The 17,832-nt window shown below is 70.8% G+C and carries 17 protein-coding genes; 13 read left to right on the top strand and 4 right to left on the bottom strand.

The features are described 5' to 3' along the window. Positions 1-56 precede the first annotated feature (56 nt). From SH922_RS12675 to SH922_RS12660, 4 genes are read left to right on the top strand one after another with little or no spacing between them, the layout of a single operon-like run. On the top strand, positions 57-1,106 hold the full coding sequence (locus tag SH922_RS12675; protein WP_393058012.1) for a PhoH family protein: 1,050 nt from the start codon (positions 57-59) through the stop codon (positions 1,104-1,106). 9 nt (positions 1,107-1,115) lie between these two features. Next, complete coding sequence (gene ybeY / locus SH922_RS12670; protein ID WP_393058010.1) at positions 1,116-1,613, top strand: rRNA maturation RNase YbeY; 498 nt, start codon at positions 1,116-1,118, stop codon at positions 1,611-1,613. Beyond that, the gene (locus SH922_RS12665) at positions 1,610-2,902 is read left to right on the top strand and encodes a hemolysin family protein (protein WP_393058007.1); all 1,293 of its coding nucleotides are present in this window, start codon (positions 1,610-1,612) and stop codon (positions 2,900-2,902) included. Before ybeY ends, SH922_RS12665 begins: the two co-directional genes overlap by 4 nt. Next, positions 2,899-3,252, top strand: a complete 354-nt coding sequence (locus tag SH922_RS12660) for an MmcQ/YjbR family DNA-binding protein (protein ID WP_393058005.1) — start codon at positions 2,899-2,901, stop codon at positions 3,250-3,252. The genes SH922_RS12665 and SH922_RS12660 overlap by 4 nt, the downstream gene beginning before the upstream one ends. Before the next feature lie 16 nt (positions 3,253-3,268). Here SH922_RS12660 and SH922_RS12655 read toward each other — a convergent pair whose 3' ends face one another. Continuing rightward, positions 3,269-3,916, bottom strand: a complete 648-nt coding sequence (locus SH922_RS12655; RefSeq protein ID WP_393058003.1) for a dihydrofolate reductase family protein — start codon at positions 3,914-3,916, stop codon at positions 3,269-3,271. A gap of 57 nt (positions 3,917-3,973) precedes the next feature. On the opposite strand from SH922_RS12655, the gene SH922_RS12650 reads away from it, so the two are divergent. Further along, complete coding sequence (locus SH922_RS12650; protein WP_393058001.1) at positions 3,974-4,504, top strand: winged helix-turn-helix transcriptional regulator; 531 nt, start codon at positions 3,974-3,976, stop codon at positions 4,502-4,504. Between the two features lie 62 nt (positions 4,505-4,566). Here SH922_RS12650 and SH922_RS12645 read toward each other — a convergent pair whose 3' ends face one another. Further along, a complete protein-coding gene (locus SH922_RS12645) occupies positions 4,567-5,979 on the bottom strand; it encodes an MFS transporter (protein ID WP_393057998.1) in 1,413 nt (470 codons plus the stop codon). Between the two features lie 102 nt (positions 5,980-6,081). Between SH922_RS12645 and SH922_RS12640 the strand changes: the two genes are divergently transcribed. The 5 genes from SH922_RS12640 to era all read left to right on the top strand — a co-directional run bounded on the left by SH922_RS12640 (position 6,082) and on the right by era (position 11,129). After that, entirely contained in the window at positions 6,082-6,975 is an 894-nt protein-coding gene (locus tag SH922_RS12640; RefSeq protein ID WP_393057996.1) for a helix-turn-helix transcriptional regulator, read from the top strand. A 54-nt stretch (positions 6,976-7,029) separates the two neighbouring features. Next, positions 7,030-7,383: a cytidine deaminase gene (locus SH922_RS12635; RefSeq protein ID WP_393057994.1), complete on the top strand. Its 354-nt coding sequence runs from the start codon at positions 7,030-7,032 to the stop codon at positions 7,381-7,383. A gap of 214 nt (positions 7,384-7,597) precedes the next feature. After that, a complete protein-coding gene (locus tag SH922_RS12630; RefSeq protein ID WP_393057992.1) occupies positions 7,598-8,980 on the top strand; it encodes a beta-xylosidase in 1,383 nt (460 codons plus the stop codon). Positions 8,981-9,129: 149 nt separating this feature from the next. Next, positions 9,130-10,092, top strand: a complete 963-nt coding sequence (locus SH922_RS12625; RefSeq protein WP_393057990.1) for a WxL protein peptidoglycan domain-containing protein — start codon at positions 9,130-9,132, stop codon at positions 10,090-10,092. 62 nt (positions 10,093-10,154) lie between these two features. After that, positions 10,155-11,129, top strand: a complete 975-nt coding sequence (gene era / locus SH922_RS12620; protein ID WP_208764595.1) for a GTPase Era — start codon at positions 10,155-10,157, stop codon at positions 11,127-11,129. A 55-nt stretch (positions 11,130-11,184) separates the two neighbouring features. Here era and SH922_RS12615 read toward each other — a convergent pair whose 3' ends face one another. After that, positions 11,185-11,451, bottom strand: a complete 267-nt coding sequence (locus tag SH922_RS12615; RefSeq protein WP_393057987.1) for a protealysin inhibitor emfourin — start codon at positions 11,449-11,451, stop codon at positions 11,185-11,187. A 39-nt stretch (positions 11,452-11,490) separates the two neighbouring features. Next, a complete protein-coding gene (locus tag SH922_RS12610; RefSeq protein WP_393057985.1) occupies positions 11,491-12,567 on the bottom strand; it encodes a M4 family metallopeptidase in 1,077 nt (358 codons plus the stop codon). Positions 12,568-12,861: 294 nt separating this feature from the next. Between SH922_RS12610 and leuA the strand changes: the two genes are divergently transcribed. The 3 genes from leuA (at position 12,862) to SH922_RS12595 (ending at position 17,830) form a co-directional block, all read left to right on the top strand. Beyond that, positions 12,862-14,649: a 2-isopropylmalate synthase gene (gene leuA, locus SH922_RS12605; protein ID WP_393057983.1), complete on the top strand. Its 1,788-nt coding sequence runs from the start codon at positions 12,862-12,864 to the stop codon at positions 14,647-14,649. 215 nt (positions 14,650-14,864) lie between these two features. Then, entirely contained in the window at positions 14,865-15,569 is a 705-nt protein-coding gene (locus tag SH922_RS12600; protein ID WP_393057981.1) for a TerB family tellurite resistance protein, read from the top strand. 161 nt (positions 15,570-15,730) lie between these two features. Next, complete coding sequence (locus SH922_RS12595) at positions 15,731-17,830, top strand: MMPL family transporter (RefSeq protein WP_393057979.1); 2,100 nt, start codon at positions 15,731-15,733, stop codon at positions 17,828-17,830. The last annotated feature ends 2 nt before the right edge of the window (positions 17,831-17,832 follow it).

Here is a 17,832-nt window from a genome sequence, read left to right as displayed (position 1 = left end):
TTTCGAGCAGCGAGAACCCTGCAACGGGAGGTATGTGCAGGCCCGAGGGCCGGCCCATGACTCAGACACCCACACAGCCGCAGGCGCGTGCCCACATCAGCATTCCGGCCGCACACCCCATGGTGATGCTCCTGGGATCGGGCGATTCGCTGCTGCGCGTGATCGAATCGGCGTTCCCGGCGGCCGACATCCACGTCCGGGGCAATGACATAACTGCGACGGGCGGCGCGGCGGACATCGCCCTGATCCAGCGCCTGTTCGACGAGATGGTGCTGGTGCTCCGCACCGGTCAGCCGATGACGGAGGACGCTGTGGAACGTTCGATCGCGATGCTCAGGGCCGCCGACACCGGCCAGGCCGACGGCACCGAGACCCCGGCCGAGGTGCTCACTCAGAACATCCTCTCCAGCCGCGGCCGCACCATCCGTCCCAAGACGCTCAACCAGAAGCGGTACGTCGACGCGATCGACAAGCACACGATCGTCTTCGGCATCGGCCCCGCCGGTACCGGCAAGACGTACCTCGCCATGGCCAAGGCGGTTCAGGCCCTGCAGTCCAAGCAGGTCAGCCGGATCATCCTGACCCGCCCGGCGGTCGAGGCCGGTGAGCGGCTCGGCTTCCTGCCCGGCACGCTCTTCGACAAGATCGACCCGTATCTGCGCCCGCTCTACGACGCCCTGCACGACATGCTCGACCCGGACTCGATCCCGCGGCTGATGGCGGCGGGCACGATCGAGGTGGCGCCGCTGGCATACATGAGGGGCCGAACCCTCAATGATGCTTTTATCATCCTGGACGAGGCGCAGAACACCAGCGCCGAGCAGATGAAGATGTTCCTGACCCGGCTCGGCTTCGACTCGAAGATCGTCGTCACCGGTGACGTCACGCAGGTCGACCTGCCGAACGGGACCAAGAGCGGTCTGCGTCAGGTCCAGGACATCCTCGATGGCATCGACGACGTGCACTTCTCCCGGCTCACCTCCCAGGATGTCGTCCGGCACAAGCTGGTCGGCCGTATCGTCGACGCGTACGAGAAGTACGACAGCCAGGGCGACCAGGACGGCCAGGCCGGCAAGGGCCGGGGCCGACGCAACGGGAAGCAGTAGCAGCGCACCATGTCGATCGACGTCAACAACGAGTCCGGAACCGAGGTCGACGAGCAGGCGATCCTCGACATCGCCCGCTATGCGCTCGCGCGGATGAGGATCCACCCGCTCTCCGAACTCTCGGTGATCGTGGTGGACGCCGCCGCCATGGAGCAGCTCCACATCCAGTGGATGGACCTGCCGGGCCCGACGGATGTCATGTCCTTCCCGATGGACGAACTGCGTCCGCCGGCCAAGGACGACGAGGAGCCCCCGCAGGGGCTCCTCGGTGACATCGTGCTCTGCCCGGAGGTCGCCAAGAAGCAGGGCGAGGACGCCGACACGCAGCACTCCATGGACGAGGAGCTCCAGCTCCTCACCGTCCACGGGGTGCTGCACCTGCTCGGCTACGACCACGAGGAGCCCGACGAGAAGGCCGAGATGTTCGGTCTCCAGGCGGCGATCGTGGACGGCTGGCGCGGCGAGCACGGGCTCACCGGCCCGTCCCCCGCACCCACCGTCTCGTGAGCCTGCCTCTCGTCTTCGGAGTCGTCCTGCTGGTCGTCGTCGGCTGGCTGGCGGCCTGCGCCGAGGCCGGCATCGCGCGTACGTCGAGCTTCCGGGCCGCCGAGGCGGTCCGCTCGGGGCGCCGCGGCAGCGACAAGCTGGAACAGGTCGCGGCTGATCCGACGCGCTATCTCAACGTCGCCCTGCTGGTGCGGGTCGCCTGCGAGATGGCGGCCGGGGTGCTCGTCACGTACGCCTGCCTGAAGGAGTTCCCGGAGACCTGGCAGGCGCTGGCCGTCGCCATGGGCGTGATGGTCCTCGTCTCCTACGTCGCCATCGGTGTCTCGCCGCGCACCATCGGCCGTCAGCACCCGCTGAACACGGCCACCGCGGCGGCGTACGTCCTGCTGCCGCTGGCCCGGATCATGGGGCCGATTCCGCAGCTGCTGATCCTCATCGGCAACGCGCTGACGCCGGGCAAGGGGTTCCGCAAGGGCCCGTTCGCCAGCGAGGCCGAGCTGCGGGCGATGGTCGACCTCGCCGAGCAGGAGTCGCTGATCGAGGACGAGGAGCGCCGCATGGTGCACTCCGTCTTCGAGCTCGGTGACACGCTCGTGCGTGAGGTCATGGTGCCGCGCACCGACCTGGTCTGCATCGAGCGCTACAAGACGATCCGGCAGGCGCTGACCCTGGCGCTGCGTTCCGGTTTCTCGCGGATCCCCGTCACCGGGGAGAACGAGGACGACATCGTCGGGATCGTCTATCTCAAGGACCTGGTCCGCAAGACGCACATCAACCGGGAGTCCGAGGCCGATCTGGTCTCCACGGCGATGCGGCCGGCGGCGTTCGTGCCCGACACGAAGAACGCCGGTGACCTGCTGCGGGAGATGCAGCAGGACCGCAGCCACGTCGCCGTCGTCATCGACGAGTACGGCGGCACGGCGGGCATCGTCACCATCGAGGACATCCTGGAGGAGATCGTCGGCGAGATCACCGACGAGTACGACCGTGAGCTCCCGCCGGTCCAGGCGCTGGAGAACGGCTGCTTCCGGGTGACGGCCCGGCTGGACATCGGTGACCTCGGTGAGCTGTTCGGCCTCGACGAGTACGACGACGAGGACGTGGAGACCGTCGGCGGGCTGCTCGCGAAGGCGCTGGGCCGGGTCCCGATCGCGGGTGCCTCGTCCCACGTCGAGCTTCCCGACGGGCGCCGGCTGCGGCTGACCGCGGAGTCCCCGGCGGGCCGGCGGAACAAGATCGTCACGGTGCTGGTGGAGCCGCTGGCTCCCGAGGAGGAGGCGACGGCATGACACCGCAGCAGCTCAGGAAGTTCTGCCTGGGGTTCAACGCGAGCGTGGAGGAGTTCCCGTTCGGGCCGGAGACGTCCGTCTTCAAGGTGCTCGGCAAGATGTTCGCGCTGAGCGCCCTGGACGCGCGGCCGCTGACGGTGAACCTCAAGTGCGACCCCGACGACGCGGTGCGGCTCCGGGAGGAGCACGAGGCCGTGGCGCCGGGGTGGCACATGAACAAGCGGCACTGGAACACCGTGACGGTGTCCGGTCTGCCGGACGCGAAGCTGCGTGAGCTGATCGAGGACAGCTACGACCTCGTGGTGGCGAAGCTGTCGCGGGCGGAGCGGCTGCGGCTCGACCGGGCGTAGGCCGGGTCCGGGCCGGTCACTTCCGCCAGAACAGGTGGTGCACCACGTTGCCGCTCGGGCTCGGGACCCGCTCCAGGTGGAAACGGTCCGTCAGGTCGTCGGGGCTCTCCCACAGCCGTTCGCCGGCGCCGAAGTCGACCGGCGAGACGGCGACGTGCAGCGAGTCGATGAGGTCGGCGTCGAGGAACTCCCGGACCGTGGCGACACCGCCGCCGATGCGCACGTCCTTGCCCTCGGCGGCCTCGAAGGCCCGGGCGAGTGCGTCCTTCGGGGACGCGTCGAGGAAGTGGAACGTGGTGTCCCCGAGCGTGATCGACGGGCGTTCGTGATGGGTGAGGACGAACACCGGGGTGCGGAACGGGGGCTCCTCGCCCCACCAGCCCTCCCAGTCGTGGTTCTCCCACGGTCCGCGCTGCGGGCCGAACTTGTTGCGGCCCATGATCTCGGCGCCGATGTTGTTGGTGAAGTCGCGGGTGAAGTAGTCGTCCAGGCCGAGGGTGCCCCCGGGGTCGGTCCGGTTGGGCCAGTGGGCGGTGGCACCGGCCCAGGAGATGAGCTCGCCGGGATCGACGTTGCCGAACGGGCGGTCGAGCGTTTGACCCTCCCCGGCGCCGTAGCCGTCTCGGGAGACACAGAAGTTCTGGACGCGGACCAGCTGTTTCATCGGATCCCCTTCCGATTGCAATCTGCAACCGGTTCGTAAGCTATCTAGACTGCTCCCATGTTGCAACCAGTTCCCTCCGGAAAGCTGCCCGTGTCGCCGGGCCGGTCCGGCTGCCCGATCAACATGACGGTCGAGCTCCTCGGGGACCGCTGGAGCCTGATCGTGCTGCGCGACATCATGTTCGGAGGCCTCACCCACTTCCGTGAGCTGCTCAACGCCTCCATGGAAGGCATCGCGTCGAACATCCTGGCCAACCGGCTCGCGAAACTCGTCGAGGCGGGGCTGCTCACCCGCGACGACGACCCGAGCCACCGCCAGAAGGTCGCGTACCACCTCACCGAGGCGGCGGTGCAGCTCGTCCCGGTGATGGCCCAGCTGGGCGCCTGGGGTGCCCGCTGGCTGGACACGGCGCCGGAGCTCACGGTGCGGGCCGAACTGCTGGCCGCCGGCGGACCGCCGATGTGGGAGCGGTTCATGGCGGAACTCCGCGCCACCCACCTGACCGGGGCGCCGGCCCGCACGGACGGCGTGCTGGCGGAACTGACCGCCGCCTATGAGGCCGCGGCCCGGGAGGCGCAGACCCCCTAGGCTTTCGTTTGGATCATGCCGGGCTCGCGGGCTCTGATCCGGCCTGATCCAAACGAAAGACCCTAGGCCCGCCGCAGCCCCGCGGCCACCAGGCCCGCGGCGACGACCAGCAGGCCCGCGGCCACCGCGATCACGGTCCGTACGCCGTCGAACAGGGAGTCCTGGGTCGTCGCCACCACGCCGAGCAGCGGGATCCCGATCGTGAGCCCGACCTGCTGGGTCGTGGTGACCAGACCCGTCGCCAGGCCCTGCTCCGCGTCCGGCACCCCCGATGTGACGGTCAGTCCGTACGCGATGATCGCGCCCAGGTGGAACATGCTGGCGATCGAGACCGCGACCGTGGCCAGCCAGACGCCCGAGTCCGCGCCGAGTCCCAGCAGCGCCGCGATGAACAGGCCCTGGCCCAGCAGGGAGACGGCCAGGGTGCGCCGGGCACCGATCCGGCCGATGACCTTCGGGGCGTACATGCCCGCTGCCACCGAGGCGATGCCCTGCACCCCGAAGACGAGCCCGGTCCCGAACGCCGACAGGTCCAGGACCTCCTGCAGGTACAGGGTCAGGACGAAGACGATGGTGCTCATCATCGAGAAGGTGAGCAGCCCGCCCAGATTGCCGAAGGCCACCGTGCGCCGGCGGAGCATCGGCAGTGAGACCAGCGGTGCCGACGCCCGCGACTCGATGACCGCGAAGGCGGCGAGCAGGGCGACTCCGGCGGCCAGGGAGATCTGCACGTCCGGGCGCCCGAAGCCGTGCTCGGCCGCGGTGGAAAGGGCGTAGATCAGGGCCAGGAGCCCACCGGTGACGGTCACGGCGCCCGGTACGTCCAGCCGCGGCCGGTCCGGCGTACGGGACTCGGTGAGCAGCGCGGGCGCCGCCGCCAGGACGACCACCGCGGCCAGCGTCAGCAGCCCCATCGTGGAGCGCCAGCCGAGTGTGTCGGTGAGGGTGCCGCCGGCCACCATGCCGACGGTGAAGCCGAGGGAGAGCAGGGTGCCGCTGATGCCGAGCGCCCGGTCCCGCAGCGGTCCCTCCGGGAACGTGGTGGTGAGCAGGGACATGCCGGTCGGGACGATGGCGGCTGCGCCGAGCCCCTGGAGCGCCCGCCCGGTGAGGAAGGCGGCCGGGTTCCAGGCGAGCGTGGCCAGCAGCGAGGCCGCGCCGAAGACGGCGAGGCCGGTGAGGAACAGCCGGCGGCGGCCGTAGAGATCGGCGATCCGGCCGAAGAGCAGCAGGAACCCGCCGGACGGCAGGGCGAAGGCGGTGATCGCCCACTGAAGTCCTGACCGGCTCAGACCGAGGTCGTCACCGAGGACGGGAAGTGCCACGTTCAGTACGGAGAAGTCGAGCGACACCATGAACTGCGCGGCGCACAGGACGAGGAGGACCAGCCGGGCCCGGCCGGAGAGCCGGTCCGGGGCGGGTGGTGCGGGGACGGGAGCGGTGACAGCTGCTGGGGTGGGTGAATCGATCGCCATGGGCACGAGCCTGCGGCCGCCGGAATATCTGTGGGGAGCGGGAACTTATCCTGTTGGCCGCACCACCAGGCAGGAGCGGGCCCGGACACCAGGGGGAAGCACGTGGGCACACCGGCCCGGACCGCGGCGGACGCCGGCAAAGCGCATCGCCTCGGCGAGCTGCGGGAGTTCCTGATGAGCAGGCGGGCGCGGGTCAGCCCGGCCGAGGCGGGCCTCCCGGACGGTGGGGCCCGGCGGCGCACCCCGGGGCTGCGGCGCGAGGAGGTCGCGGTCCTCGCGGGGGTGGGGGTCTCCTGGTATCAGTGGCTGGAGCAGGGCCGCGACATCACGGTGTCGCCCCAGGTGCTGGACTCCGTGGCCCGGGTGCTGCGGCTCAGCAGCGCCGAACGCCGTCACCTCTACGTACTGGCGGGGCTCAACCCGCCCGCCCTCGAGGTCGATCCGGCCCACACGGACATGTGCGAGGGACTGCAGCGGCTGCTCGACGGCTGGATGCCGTTCCCGGCGCAGATCCTGGACGCGTACTGGAACGTCATCCGCTACAACGACGCGGCCTCGATGGTGATGGGGCTGCGGCCGGACCGGCCGCAGAACTGTGTGATCGCCTTCTTCACCGATCCGGTCCACCGGGGCGGGGAGAAGGAGTGGTGGGAGACCGCCGCCCGGGTCGTCGCCCAGTTCCGGGCCGCGTGCTCGGAGTGCCCCGACGACGAGGGGTTCCGGGCGATCGTGGCCGAGGCGGCCGAGCGCAGCCCCGAGTTCGCCGAGCTGTGGGGGCGGCGGGACGTCGCGCCGGGCGGGCAGATGCGCAAGGAGCTGGCACACCCGGCGGTGGGCGAGCTGGTCCTGGAGGCCACCCAGTTGCGCATTCCGGCCCGCCCGGATCTGGCGGTCGTGGTGCACATGCCGTGGCCGGGCACCGGCACGGAGGAGAAGCTGCGGTGGCTGGCCTCACCCGAGGGGCGGCGTGGTTCGATGCGTCAGGTGCAGTTGTGAGAGGTCCGGGCTCCCGAGTGCCGCGCCCGTCGCCGCACTTCGTATGCTCGGCACATGACCGATAGCACCGACCTCGGGGCCGAGGACCGCAAGATCGTCACGCTGGCGCGCAGCGCCCGCGCCCGCAACGGTGTGCCGGAGGGCGCGGCCGTGCGGGACGAGACCGGACGTACGTATGTGGCGGGGACCGTGGAGCTGGAGTCGCTGAAGCTCAGCGCGCTCCGGACGGCCGTCGCGATGGCCGTGGCCAGCGGGGCCACGTCGTTGGAGGCGGCCGCTGTCGTCTCCGCGGCGGAGACCCCCTCCGACGAGGACAGGGCCGCCGTACGGGACCTGGGCGGGGCCGACACGCCCGTGCTGCTCGCGGGGCCCGACGGGGTGCTGCGGCTCACCGTGACGGCGGGCTGACCTCCGCAGGACCCCATCGTGTGTACGAACGCCCCGCGCCCCACCGGCGCGGGGCGTTCGTACGGGATGTGCGGGAAGCACGGATCTTGACACCATCTGATGGCCCATCAGTCAGCGCGTTTCGAGTGCATTGACTTCTTCCGGACCGGAGTCATCAATGGCCCCCTGCCGGCGCGGAAGAGCCGCCGCGCCGGATCCCGCAGGAGGGGGCTCCATGCGCCAAGCCATTCGAAGATCCGACAGCCGAGGATCCCGTCGCCGGGACCGTCCGGACCGCGGCCGCCGCTGGGCCGCCGCGCTGGGTGTCGGCGCGCTCGTCGTCACCGGGGGAGGGCTGCTCGCCGGACCCGCGCAGGCCAGTGCGACGGCCTCGGTCGCGGTGGACTTCCCGACCCACTGCATCCCGCCCGCCATCGCCGGCATCCCGCCGATCGACGGGACGACCTCGGCCCGGATCACCGTCGACAACGCCGCCCCGAAGGTCGGCGACACGGTCACGGTGACCTACACCGTCGTCAAGCCTGCCGCGAGCAACCCCGTCGACCTGGCGCTGCCCGCCGACATCATGACGCCGACCGGCAAGGTCACCGTCGGCGGTGCGCAGTCCGCCGACGTCACGGTGGCGGGCCCGAAGAAGAACGAACCGGTGCCCGGCAAGGGCGATTTCCCGTCGTTCTCCATGACCGGCACCTTCACGGTCACCGCGCCCGGCGAGATCACGCTCTCGCCCGGCGACTACAACATCCACACCAGCTACATCATGGAGCTGGACACGCCCTGCACGGTCACCGATCCGCCCGCCCCCGTCTCCCAGACGATCATCGCCACGGACGGCGGCGGCCAGGTCAACGAACGTGCCATCCAGCTCGGTACGGCCTCCGGCGCGGCCGGCGACCAGGTCACCGTGACCGGGTCGAAGTTCACCGCGGGCGCACCCGTCACGCTCGCCGGCCGGGCCGGGGACGCCCAGACCGGTGACACCGCGACGGTCACCGCCGACGGTTCGGGCGGCTTCACCGGACAGCTCACCGTCAACGACCCGGCGACCACCGGCATCGTCGCCTACGAGGGCGCCGGCTGGGACGCCGCCAAGGGCGCGGGCCCCCAGGCCTACACCGTCACCGGTGGCGGCGGTGAGATTCCGGACGGCAGCCAGCAGCTGACCTCGTCGGTCAGGGCGGGCACCCTCTCCATGGCCCAGGCCGGGGACTCCGTCGCACTGTCGGCGGTCGACTTCGGGCAGGGCGGCGCCTCCACCGGCGCTCTGCAGACGGTGACGGTCAAGGACTTCCGCGGCGGCCCCGCGGGCTGGTCCCTGACCGGCAAGGTCACCGACTTCACGGGTCCGGGCGGGGCGACGATCGGCGCTTCCGCGCTCGGCTGGAGTCCGGCCTGCGCCACGAAGTCCGGCAGCCCGAGCACCTGCGCGGCCGGGTCCGAAGGAACGGTCGGCAGCGGGGGAGCCACCCTGGCGTCCACGCCGGACGGCGCGTTCACCGGAGGTGAGTTCACCGTCGACGCACAGCTGTCGCTGGACGTACCGGCGTTCACCGCCGCCGGCTCGTACACCGGAGTGCTCACGCTCACCCTGACGTGAGCGGGAACAACCGATCGCGTGAACGAGAACAACCGATCGCGTGAGCGAGAACAGCTGATCACGTGAGCGAGCACCACTGATCAACCGGTGGGCCGGGCGCGCACCCGGCCGGCCCACCCCGCCCGAGCGTGCACCTGGGGGCCCGCACCGTGCGCAAACCGTCCGTACTCCTGACGACCCTGGCGACCCTGCTGGCCGGGGGCCTGCTCCTGCTCGGCGCGCCCACGGCCGCCGCCGCCGACAACGGCAGCTGGTCGGTCTTCCCCGCCACCGCCGACGCGGGCACGCGGCCGTACTTCTACCTCTCCGCCGACCCCGGCGCCACCCTCACCGACAAGGTGACCGTCACCAACAAGACCGGTGAGCCGCTGGCCTTCCGGCTGTACGCCGCCGACGCCTACAACACCGCACGCGACGGCGGATTCGCGGTCCGGGCGCAGAACGAGAAGCAGCGCTCCGTCGGCGCCTGGGCGAAGGCCGGGCGCGACCGGGTCACCGTGAAACCGCACGGCTCCGTCACCGTGCCCGTGACGATCAAGGTGCCCGAGGACGCCGAACCGGGCGACCACCCCGGCGCGCTCGTCGCTCTCGACGAGCGCATCGACCCCGCCGACGCGGGCGCCGTCGCCGTCGGCATCCAGAAGGCGGTCGGCGCCCGGATCTACCTGCGGGTCAACGGCCCGACGATGCCCGCGCTCTCCGTCGAGGACGTGGCGGTCAAGCACACCCACCCGCTGGTCCCGGGCACGGGCAAGTCCCGGGCCGTCATCTCGTACACGCTCCGCAACCGCGGCAACGTCACCCTCAGCCCCAAGGTCGCCCTCAAGGCAGAGGGCCTCTTCGGCCGCACCCTGCTCGCCCGCGACCTCAAACGCATCCCCTCCGAGCTGCTGCCGCGCCAGGAGGTGCGGCTCACCGAGGAGTGGGCGGGCGCGCCGCAGGTGGAGTGGGGCGAGATCAAGCTGACCGCGAGCGCCCGCGACACCCGCGAGTCCGCCTCCGTCTCGTACTTCGCACTGCCCTGGCTGGTCGCCGGGGCGCTGCTGGCGGTCCTCTCCGGGGGTGCGGCGCTGTGGATCCGGTCACGCCGGAACCGTCGCCGCACGGCCTGAGAAGAGGGTCCGGTGGCCGCGGCGGCCTCCTTGGTGCCCCGCGGCCGCCGGGATCGGGGACAATGGGCGCCATGAGCGCTCGACCTAACCCAGAAGCTGCTGCGCAGCAGGCTGAGAACACCGCCCCCCACCGGGCCGGCTTCGCCTGCTTCGTGGGCCGTCCCAACGCGGGCAAGTCCACCCTTACGAACGCTCTGGTCGGCCAGAAGGTGGCGATCACGTCCAACCGGCCCCAGACGACCCGGCACACCGTGCGCGGCATCGTGCACCGGCCGGACGCACAGCTGATCCTGGTCGACACCCCCGGCCTCCACAAGCCACGCACCCTGCTGGGCGAGCGTCTCAACGACGTCGTACGCACCACCTGGGCCGAGGTCGACGTCATCGGCTTCTGCCTGCCCGCCGACCAGAAGCTCGGCCCCGGCGACAAGTACATCGTCAAGGAACTCGCGGGCATCAAGAAGACGCCCAAGATCGCGATCATCACCAAGTCCGACCTGGTCGAGTCCAAGCAGCTCGCCGAACAGCTGCTGGCCGTCTCCCGCCTCGGCGAGGAGCTCGGCTTCGAGTGGGCGGAGATCATCCCGGTATCGGCCGTCAAGGACGATCAGGTCGGCCTGCTGGCCGACCTGATCGCCCCGCTGCTCCCGGAGAGCCCGCCGCTCTACCCGGAGGGCGATCTCACCGACGAGCCCGAGATGGTCATGGTCGCGGAACTGATCCGGGAGGCGGCACTCGAAGGCGTACGGGACGAGCTGCCGCACTCCATCGCGGTCGTCGTCGAGGAGATGCTGCCGCGCGAGGACCGTCCGGCGGACAAGCCGCTGCTGGACATCCACGCCAACGTCTACATCGAGCGGCCCAGCCAGAAGGGCATCATCATCGGCCCGAAGGGCAAGCGGCTGAAGGACGTCGGCACGAAGTCGCGCAAGCACATCGAGGCCCTGCTGGGCACACCGGTCTTCCTCGACCTGCACGTGAAGGTCGCCAAGGACTGGCAGCGCGACCCCAAGCAGCTGCGCAAGCTGGGGTTCTGAGCCCAGCAGGGAGCGGGGACCGTTCCCGAGCCCCGTCAGTCGTGCGCCGCCGGTCTCACGCGCCCTCCTTCAGGACGCGTGAGACCAGGGCGCGCTGGGCGTCGGTCAGCCGCGGGTCCGCGCAGTGCACGGTGCGGCCGTCGACCGTGATCCGGTAGCTGAAGCCGTCCGGAACGCCCGTCGCGGCAGCCTCCCGGCCGCCGGTGAGTGCCGATTCGGCCAGGGCCTCCCAATCGTGGGCGTCGGCCCGTCCCGAGGTGTCGATCTCGCGGCGGCGCGCGATGCCGGCGAAGCCTCCGGTCCTGCTCACCTGGATCCGCATGCGGTGTCCTTCCTCGACGGACAGGCCTGCCCGGCCCGGTTACGTGGTCGGCACGCCCACCTCCGACCAGGCCTTGAGGACCGCCTCCGCCTCGTCGCCCTCGCCGAAGCGGCTGCGGGCCGCCGCCACGGTGAGCCGGGCGAAGGACGCGAAGTCCGCGTCCACCGCCAGTTCACCACCGGTGAGGACATCGAACCAGAGCTGGCCCGCCCGCTCCCAGGAACTGCCGCCGAGCGCGGTGGCCAGCAGGTAGAACGCGCGGTTCGGGATGCCGGAGTTGAGGTGCACCCCGCCGTTGTCCTCGCCCGTGTGGATGTAGTCGTCCATCGAGGCGGGCTGCGGGTCCTTGCCGAGCACGTCGTCGTCGTACGCGGTACCGGGCGCCTTCATCGAGCGCAGCGCCACCCCCTGGACGCGGGGAGCCAGCAGCCCCGCGCCGATCAGCCAGTCGGCCTGTGCGGCGGTCTGGCCCAGCGAGTACTGCTTCACCAGGGACCCGAACACGTCGGAGACCGACTCGTTGAGCGCGCCGGACTGGCCGTAGTAGTTCAGGTTGGCCGTGTACTGGGTCAGTCCGTGCGCCAGCTCATGGGCGATCACGTCGATGGCGACGGTGAAGTCCAGGAAGATCTCCCCGTCCCCGTCGCCGAAGACCATCTGCTCGCCGTCGAAGAAGGCGTTGTTGTACTTCTCGTCGTAGTGCACGGAGCCGATCAGCGGCAGCCCGTTGCCGTCGATCGAACGGCGGCCATAGGCGCTGAGCAGCAGTTCGAAGGTGGCGCCGAGGCCCGCGTACGCGCGGTTGACGCTGGCGTCGGACGTGGGCTCATCGCCCTCGGCGCGGACCTCGGTGCCGGGGAGGTCCGTGCCGTGGCGGCAGTCGTAGAGCGTGCGGTCGGGCTTGCCGGACCGGTCGCCCTCGGGTGCGGGGGCGATGGTGGACCGTACGACGGTGGTCACCTGGCGGCGGGTGCGCCGGGCGGCGTCCGCCTCCAGGGTGCGGCGGGCCGGGCCCGCCAGGACGGGGTCGTCGGACTGCGACAGCTTGTCGAGGACGTGGGGCGGCACGATGGTGCAGAAGACGGGGTGGGACCCGTGCTGAGATCGAGGCTGCATACACACGACTGTGGCAGCGTGTGACGGCAAAGTCACTGGTTGCTACCTGGATTGACGAAATAGAGTGATCCATCACTGTTCACCCGTTACCGGCGTCCGGTCCCGCATACTGATACGGCACCGACGTCTCGGGCGCCACTGGGCTAACCTCATCGCATCATGCGTTTCGGGCTGCTTCTTCTTAGCTGCCGCGGCGAGGGCCTGTAGTCGTAGGCCGACCCCCTCCCCGCGGAGTCTGGTGTTGCAGCGACACAGTCGGCCGTCCCCTTGCAGGACCCCGAGGAGCCCCACGCCATGACCGTAGTGAACCCCGCGCAGACCCCCGCCGAGAACGCCGTGGGCCGTCCCACGCCGATCACCAACGCCACGGGGCTGCAGAAGCCGTCCGGGATGCCGGTTCACAAGTACGGCCGGTACGAGGCCGTGGAGATCCCCGACCGCACCTGGCCGGAAAAGCGCGTCACCACCGCGCCCCGCTGGCTCTCCACCGACCTGCGCGACGGCAACCAGGCCCTGATCGACCCGATGTCGCCGGCCCGCAAGCGTGAGATGTTCGACCTGCTGGTGCGCATGGGCTACAAGGAGATCGAGGTCGGCTTCCCGTCCTCCGGCGAGACCGACTTCGCGTTCGTCCGCTCCATCATCGAAGAGGGCGCGATCCCCGAGGACGTGACGATCTCCGTCCTGACGCAGGCCCGCGAGGAGCTGATCGAGCGGACCGTCGAGTCCCTGCGCGGCGCCCACCGCGCAACCGTGCACCTGTACAACGCGACCGCCCCCACCTTCCGCCGCGTGGTCTTCCGCGGCTCCAAGGAGCAGGTCAAGCAGATCGCCGTGGACGGCACCCGGCTGGTCATGGAGTACGCCGAGAAGATCCTGGGCGACGAGACGATCTTCGGCTACCAGTACAGCCCCGAGATCTTCACCGACACCGAGCTGGACTTCGCCCTGGAGGTCTGCGAGGCGGTCTGTGACGTCTGGCAGCCCGAGGAGGGCCGCGAGATCATCCTCAACCTGCCCGCCACCGTGGAGCGTTCGACGCCGTCCACGCACGCGGACCGGTTCGAGTGGATGTCGCGCAACCTGTCGCGCCGCGAGTTCGTCTGCCTGTCCGTCCACCCGCACAACGACCGCGGCACCGCCGTCGCCGCCGCCGAACTGGCGCTGATGGCAGGCGCGGACCGGATCGAGGGCTGTCTGTTCGGCCAGGGCGAGCGCACCGGCAACGTCGACCTGGTGACGCTGGGCATGAACCTGTTCTCGCAGGGCGTCGACCCGCAGATCGACTTCTCGCAGATCGACGAGATCCGCCGCACCAGCGAGTACTGCAACCAGATGGAGGTCCACCCGCGCCACCCCTACGCGGGCGACCTGGTCTACACCGCCTTCTCCGGCTCCCACCAGGACGCCATCAAGAAGGGCTTCGACGCCATGGAGGCCGACGCGGCCGCCCAGGGCAAGACCGTCGACGACATCGAGTGGGCGGTCCCGTACCTGCCGATCGACCCGAAGGACGTCGGCCGTTCCTACGAGGCCGTCATCCGGGTCAACTCGCAGTCCGGCAAGGGCGGAATCGCATACGTCCTGAAGAACGACCACAAGCTGGACCTGCCGCGCCGGATGCAGATCGAGTTCTCCCGGATCATTCAGGCCAAGACCGACGCCGAGGGCGGCGAGGTCACGCCGACGCAGATCTGGACCACGTTCCAGGACGAGTACCTGCCCAACCCGGAAAACGCCTGGGGGCGCGTGCAGATCCGCTCCGGCCAGACCACGACCGGTTCGGACGGCCAGGACACGATCACCGTCGAGGCGACCGTGGACGGCGTGGACACCGTGCTCAACGGCACCGGCAACGGCCCGATCTCGGCGTTCTTCGAAGCGCTGCAGGCCATCGGCATCGACGTCCGGCTGCTGGACTACACCGAGCACACCATGAGCGAGGGTGCGAGCGCGCAGGCCGCCTCGTACATCGAGTGCGCCATCGACGGAAAGGTCCTGTGGGGCATCGGCATCGACGCCAACACCACGCGGGCCTCCCTGAAGGCGGTCGTCTCGGCCGTCAACCGCGCCACCCGCTGACCCGGTGCCCGAAAGGGCATGAAGTCGTACGGTCCGTGAACCCCGCCCACCCGCACCCGGGGGGCGGGGTTCGGCCATCTCCCGACGGTTGTGACGATCGAGGTGCTGACGCCGCTTCATGGATGTGGTTAACATCACGTCCAACACGGCAATGTTGCCGGAGGGGGCACCTCCCGTGCCCTTCGGGCTACGGGGGAGTTACGGAGGTGTGCGACGTGCGGTCAGCCCTGGGACAACGCGCCATAAAGCTGCGTATCTGCGGCATTCGCACGATGTGGGACACCGTCGGTGACGGCGAGTTCTTCTGCCCCGGCTGCGGAGGCGACCGCAACTACCGCCGCCTCACCGGGCGCCGCCGCCTGGCCGTCCTCGGAGTGCCGCTGCTGCGCCGCGGCACCGTGGGCCCGGTCGTCGAATGCGCCGCCTGCCACGCCCACTTCGACACCGAGGCGCTCGACCACCCCACCACCACACGGTTCTCCGCGATGCTCAGGGACGCCGTCCACACCGTGACCCTCGGGGTCCTCGCGGCGGGCGGCAGCACCTCCCGTACGGTCCTGGAGACGGCGGTCGAGACCGTGCGCGGCGCCGGCTTCGACGACTGCACGCAGGAGCAGCTCGCCACCGTCGTCGAGATCCTCTCCGCCGACATCGGCCACGGCTCCGCGTTCGACCCCGCGGCCGAGGCGTGCGGTGCGGCCCTTGCCATCGAGCTCCACGAGGCGCTGGAGCCGCTCGCCCCGCATCTCGCCTCCGCCGGGCGCGAATCGATTCTGCTCCAGGGCGCCCGGATCGCCCTCGCCGACGGACCGTACAGCCCGGCCGAGCGCGAGGTGCTGACCACGATCGGCGGGGCGCTGCGGCTCCGCGCCGAGGACACCGCCCGACTCCTCGCGGCGGCAGCACGTACGCCCTCTTGATCCCCTTCTCTCTGCACCGGCCCGGTACTCCCGCGGGAGTAGCCGGGCCGTCTTGCCCTCCCCGGCAGTAGCCGGGAAGTCGGCCCCCAGCGCGACGAACCGCCCCCGGTCCGACGGGAGTCTGGAGATGACCGGACACCCGTACGGAAGGGGGGCCCTTCATGAGGGCCGCAGCACAGGACGAGGGCGAGCGGACACGACCACGGAGCAGGTGGCGCATGCTGCCCTGGGCGATCGTCGCGCTCTGGGTCGCCGTGATCGCGATCGCCGGCCCGCTGGCCGGCAAGCTCGGGGACGTACAGGTCAACCGCGCCGTCGACTATCTGCCGGCGAGCGCCGACTCCACCCAGGTGGCGAAGATCCAGGACACGCTGCCCGGCGGCGAGTCGACCGACCTCGTCCTCGTCTACCACCGCGACGGCGGACTGACCGCCGCCGACCGGGCCGCTGCGGCCCGGCAGACCGCCGAGGTGGCGAGCGGCCACACCCTCACCACGCCGCCCCGGGCGGTGCCGTCCAAGGACGGCACGACGCTGATGTACCCGGTCTCCACGACCGAGCCCGGCCAGGACGACGAGGCGCGCACCGCGTTCGTCGACGAGGTGCGCGAGACCGCGAAGGGCGGCGGCGGGCTGAGCGTCGAGGTCGGCGGACCCGGCGCACTGAACGCCGACGCACAGAAGGTCTACGGCTCGCTCGGCGGGCCGCTGCTCTACACGACTGTCGCCGTCGTGGCGATCCTGCTGATCCTCATCTACCGCAGCCCGCTGCTGTGGCTGGTGCCGCTCGTCGTCGCGGGCGTCGCCGACGCCCTGTCGATGGCGGTCGTATACGGCCTCAACCGGGGCTTCGACGTCACCGTCACCGGCCAGAGTTCCGCGGTGATGACCATCCTCGTCTTCGGCGCGGGCACCGACTACGCCCTGCTGCTCGTCTCCCGCTACCGCGAGGAACTCACCCGTGTCGCCCGGCCGCACGAGGCGATGGCGGCGGCGCTGCGCGGCTGCGGGCCCGCCGTCCTCGCGTCCTCCGCCACCGTCGCAGCGGGCCTCCTGTGCCTGCTGGCCGCCGATCTCACCAGCAGCCGGGGCATGGGGCCCATCGCCGCCGTCGGGGTGCTGTGCGCGCTCCTGGCGATGCTGACGCTGCTGCCGGCCGTCCTGGTGCTCCTGGGCCGCCGGGTGTTCTGGCCTCTCGTCCCCGTGTACGGCACCGAGCCGAAGAAGCGCCGCTCGCTCTTCGCCGCCATGGGCGGCTCCGCCGAGCGCAGGCCCGTCGCCGTGCTCGTCGTCGGCGGCGTGCTGCTGGGCGCCCTGTCGCTCGGCGCGTTCAACCTGCCCGGCGACCTCAAGCAGGAGGACTCCTTCACCAGCAAGCCGGACTCGGTCGTGGCCATGACGATCCTCGCCGACACCTACCCCGGCCGCTCCGCCCAGCCGATCACCGTGATCACCCCCAGCGACCGGGCCGGCGCCGCGCTGGCGAAGGCCCGTACGACCGAGGGCGTCGCCTCCGCCGAACGCGGCCGCAGCGGCGGCGGCTGGACCGAACTGTCCGTCGTCGCCAGGGACCGGCCGGAGTCCGCGGGGGAGCGGGAGACCATCCGCGCCCTGCGCGACGGCCTGGACGGCAGCCACGTCGGCGGGCCCGGCGCCCAGCAGATGGACCTGGAGACAGCCAGCTCCCGGGACCTGAACATCGTCGTCCCGCTCGTCCTGCTCTCCGTCCTGCTGATCCTGATCGTCCTGCTGCGAAGCCTCGTCGCCCCGCTGCTGCTCGTCGCCGCCGTCGTCGCGGTCTGGGGCGCCGCGCTCGGCATCGGCGGACTGCTCTTCGAACCGCTTTTCGGGCTCAAGGGCACCGATCCCGGTCTGCCGCTGCTCTCCTTCGTCTTCCTGGTGGCACTCGGCGTCGACTACGGCATCTTCCTGATGCACCGGGTCCGCGAGGAGGCCCGGGGCGGCGCCGAACCCACCGAGGCCGCGCTCACCGCACTGCGCACCACCGGCGGTGTGATCGCCTCTGCGGGACTCGTGCTCGCCGCCACCTTCGCCGTCCTGACGAACATGCCGCTGACCTCCCTGGTCGAGATGGGCTTCGTCATCGCCGTGGGGGTCCTGCTCGACACCTTCCTCGTCCGCACCTACCTGGTGACCTCGGCGAGCGTGGCCCTGCAGCGGAGGATGTGGTGGCCCGGCGCGCTCAGCCGTACTCCTGCCGCGCCCGCCCCGCGCGAACAGGAACTCGTCAGGGCCCCCTGACA

The organism is Streptomyces sp. LN549 (assembly GCF_043203805.1).
GTDB lineage: Bacteria > Actinomycetota > Actinomycetes > Streptomycetales > Streptomycetaceae > Streptomyces.
The sequence above is the reverse complement of the archived record's forward strand: the minus strand, read 5'-3'. Positions and strand labels throughout refer to the sequence as shown.

What these genes read in the sequence shown, in the direction of transcription:
- era (WP_208764595.1), top strand. Translation starts at nt 10,155, where the DNA reads ATGGGCGCCATGAGCGCTCGACCTAACCCAGAAGCTGCTGCGCAGCAG.
- SH922_RS12645 (WP_393057998.1), bottom strand. Translation starts at nt 5,979, where the DNA reads ATGGCGATCGATTCACCCACCCCAGCAGCTGTCACCGCTCCCGTCCCC.
- SH922_RS12660 (WP_393058005.1), top strand. Translation starts at nt 2,899, where the DNA reads ATGACACCGCAGCAGCTCAGGAAGTTCTGCCTGGGGTTCAACGCGAGC.
- SH922_RS12675 (WP_393058012.1), top strand. Translation starts at nt 57, where the DNA reads ATGACTCAGACACCCACACAGCCGCAGGCGCGTGCCCACATCAGCATT.
- SH922_RS12655 (WP_393058003.1), bottom strand. Translation starts at nt 3,916, where the DNA reads ATGAAACAGCTGGTCCGCGTCCAGAACTTCTGTGTCTCCCGAGACGGC.
- SH922_RS12615 (WP_393057987.1), bottom strand. Translation starts at nt 11,451, where the DNA reads ATGCGGATCCAGGTGAGCAGGACCGGAGGCTTCGCCGGCATCGCGCGC.
- SH922_RS12630 (WP_393057992.1), top strand. Translation starts at nt 7,598, where the DNA reads ATGCGCCAAGCCATTCGAAGATCCGACAGCCGAGGATCCCGTCGCCGG.
- SH922_RS12595 (WP_393057979.1), top strand. Translation starts at nt 15,731, where the DNA reads ATGAGGGCCGCAGCACAGGACGAGGGCGAGCGGACACGACCACGGAGC.
- SH922_RS12610 (WP_393057985.1), bottom strand. Translation starts at nt 12,567, where the DNA reads ATGCAGCCTCGATCTCAGCACGGGTCCCACCCCGTCTTCTGCACCATC.
- leuA (WP_393057983.1), top strand. Translation starts at nt 12,862, where the DNA reads ATGACCGTAGTGAACCCCGCGCAGACCCCCGCCGAGAACGCCGTGGGC.
- SH922_RS12635 (WP_393057994.1), top strand. Translation starts at nt 7,030, where the DNA reads ATGACCGATAGCACCGACCTCGGGGCCGAGGACCGCAAGATCGTCACG.
- SH922_RS12650 (WP_393058001.1), top strand. Translation starts at nt 3,974, where the DNA reads ATGTTGCAACCAGTTCCCTCCGGAAAGCTGCCCGTGTCGCCGGGCCGG.
- ybeY (WP_393058010.1), top strand. Translation starts at nt 1,116, where the DNA reads ATGTCGATCGACGTCAACAACGAGTCCGGAACCGAGGTCGACGAGCAG.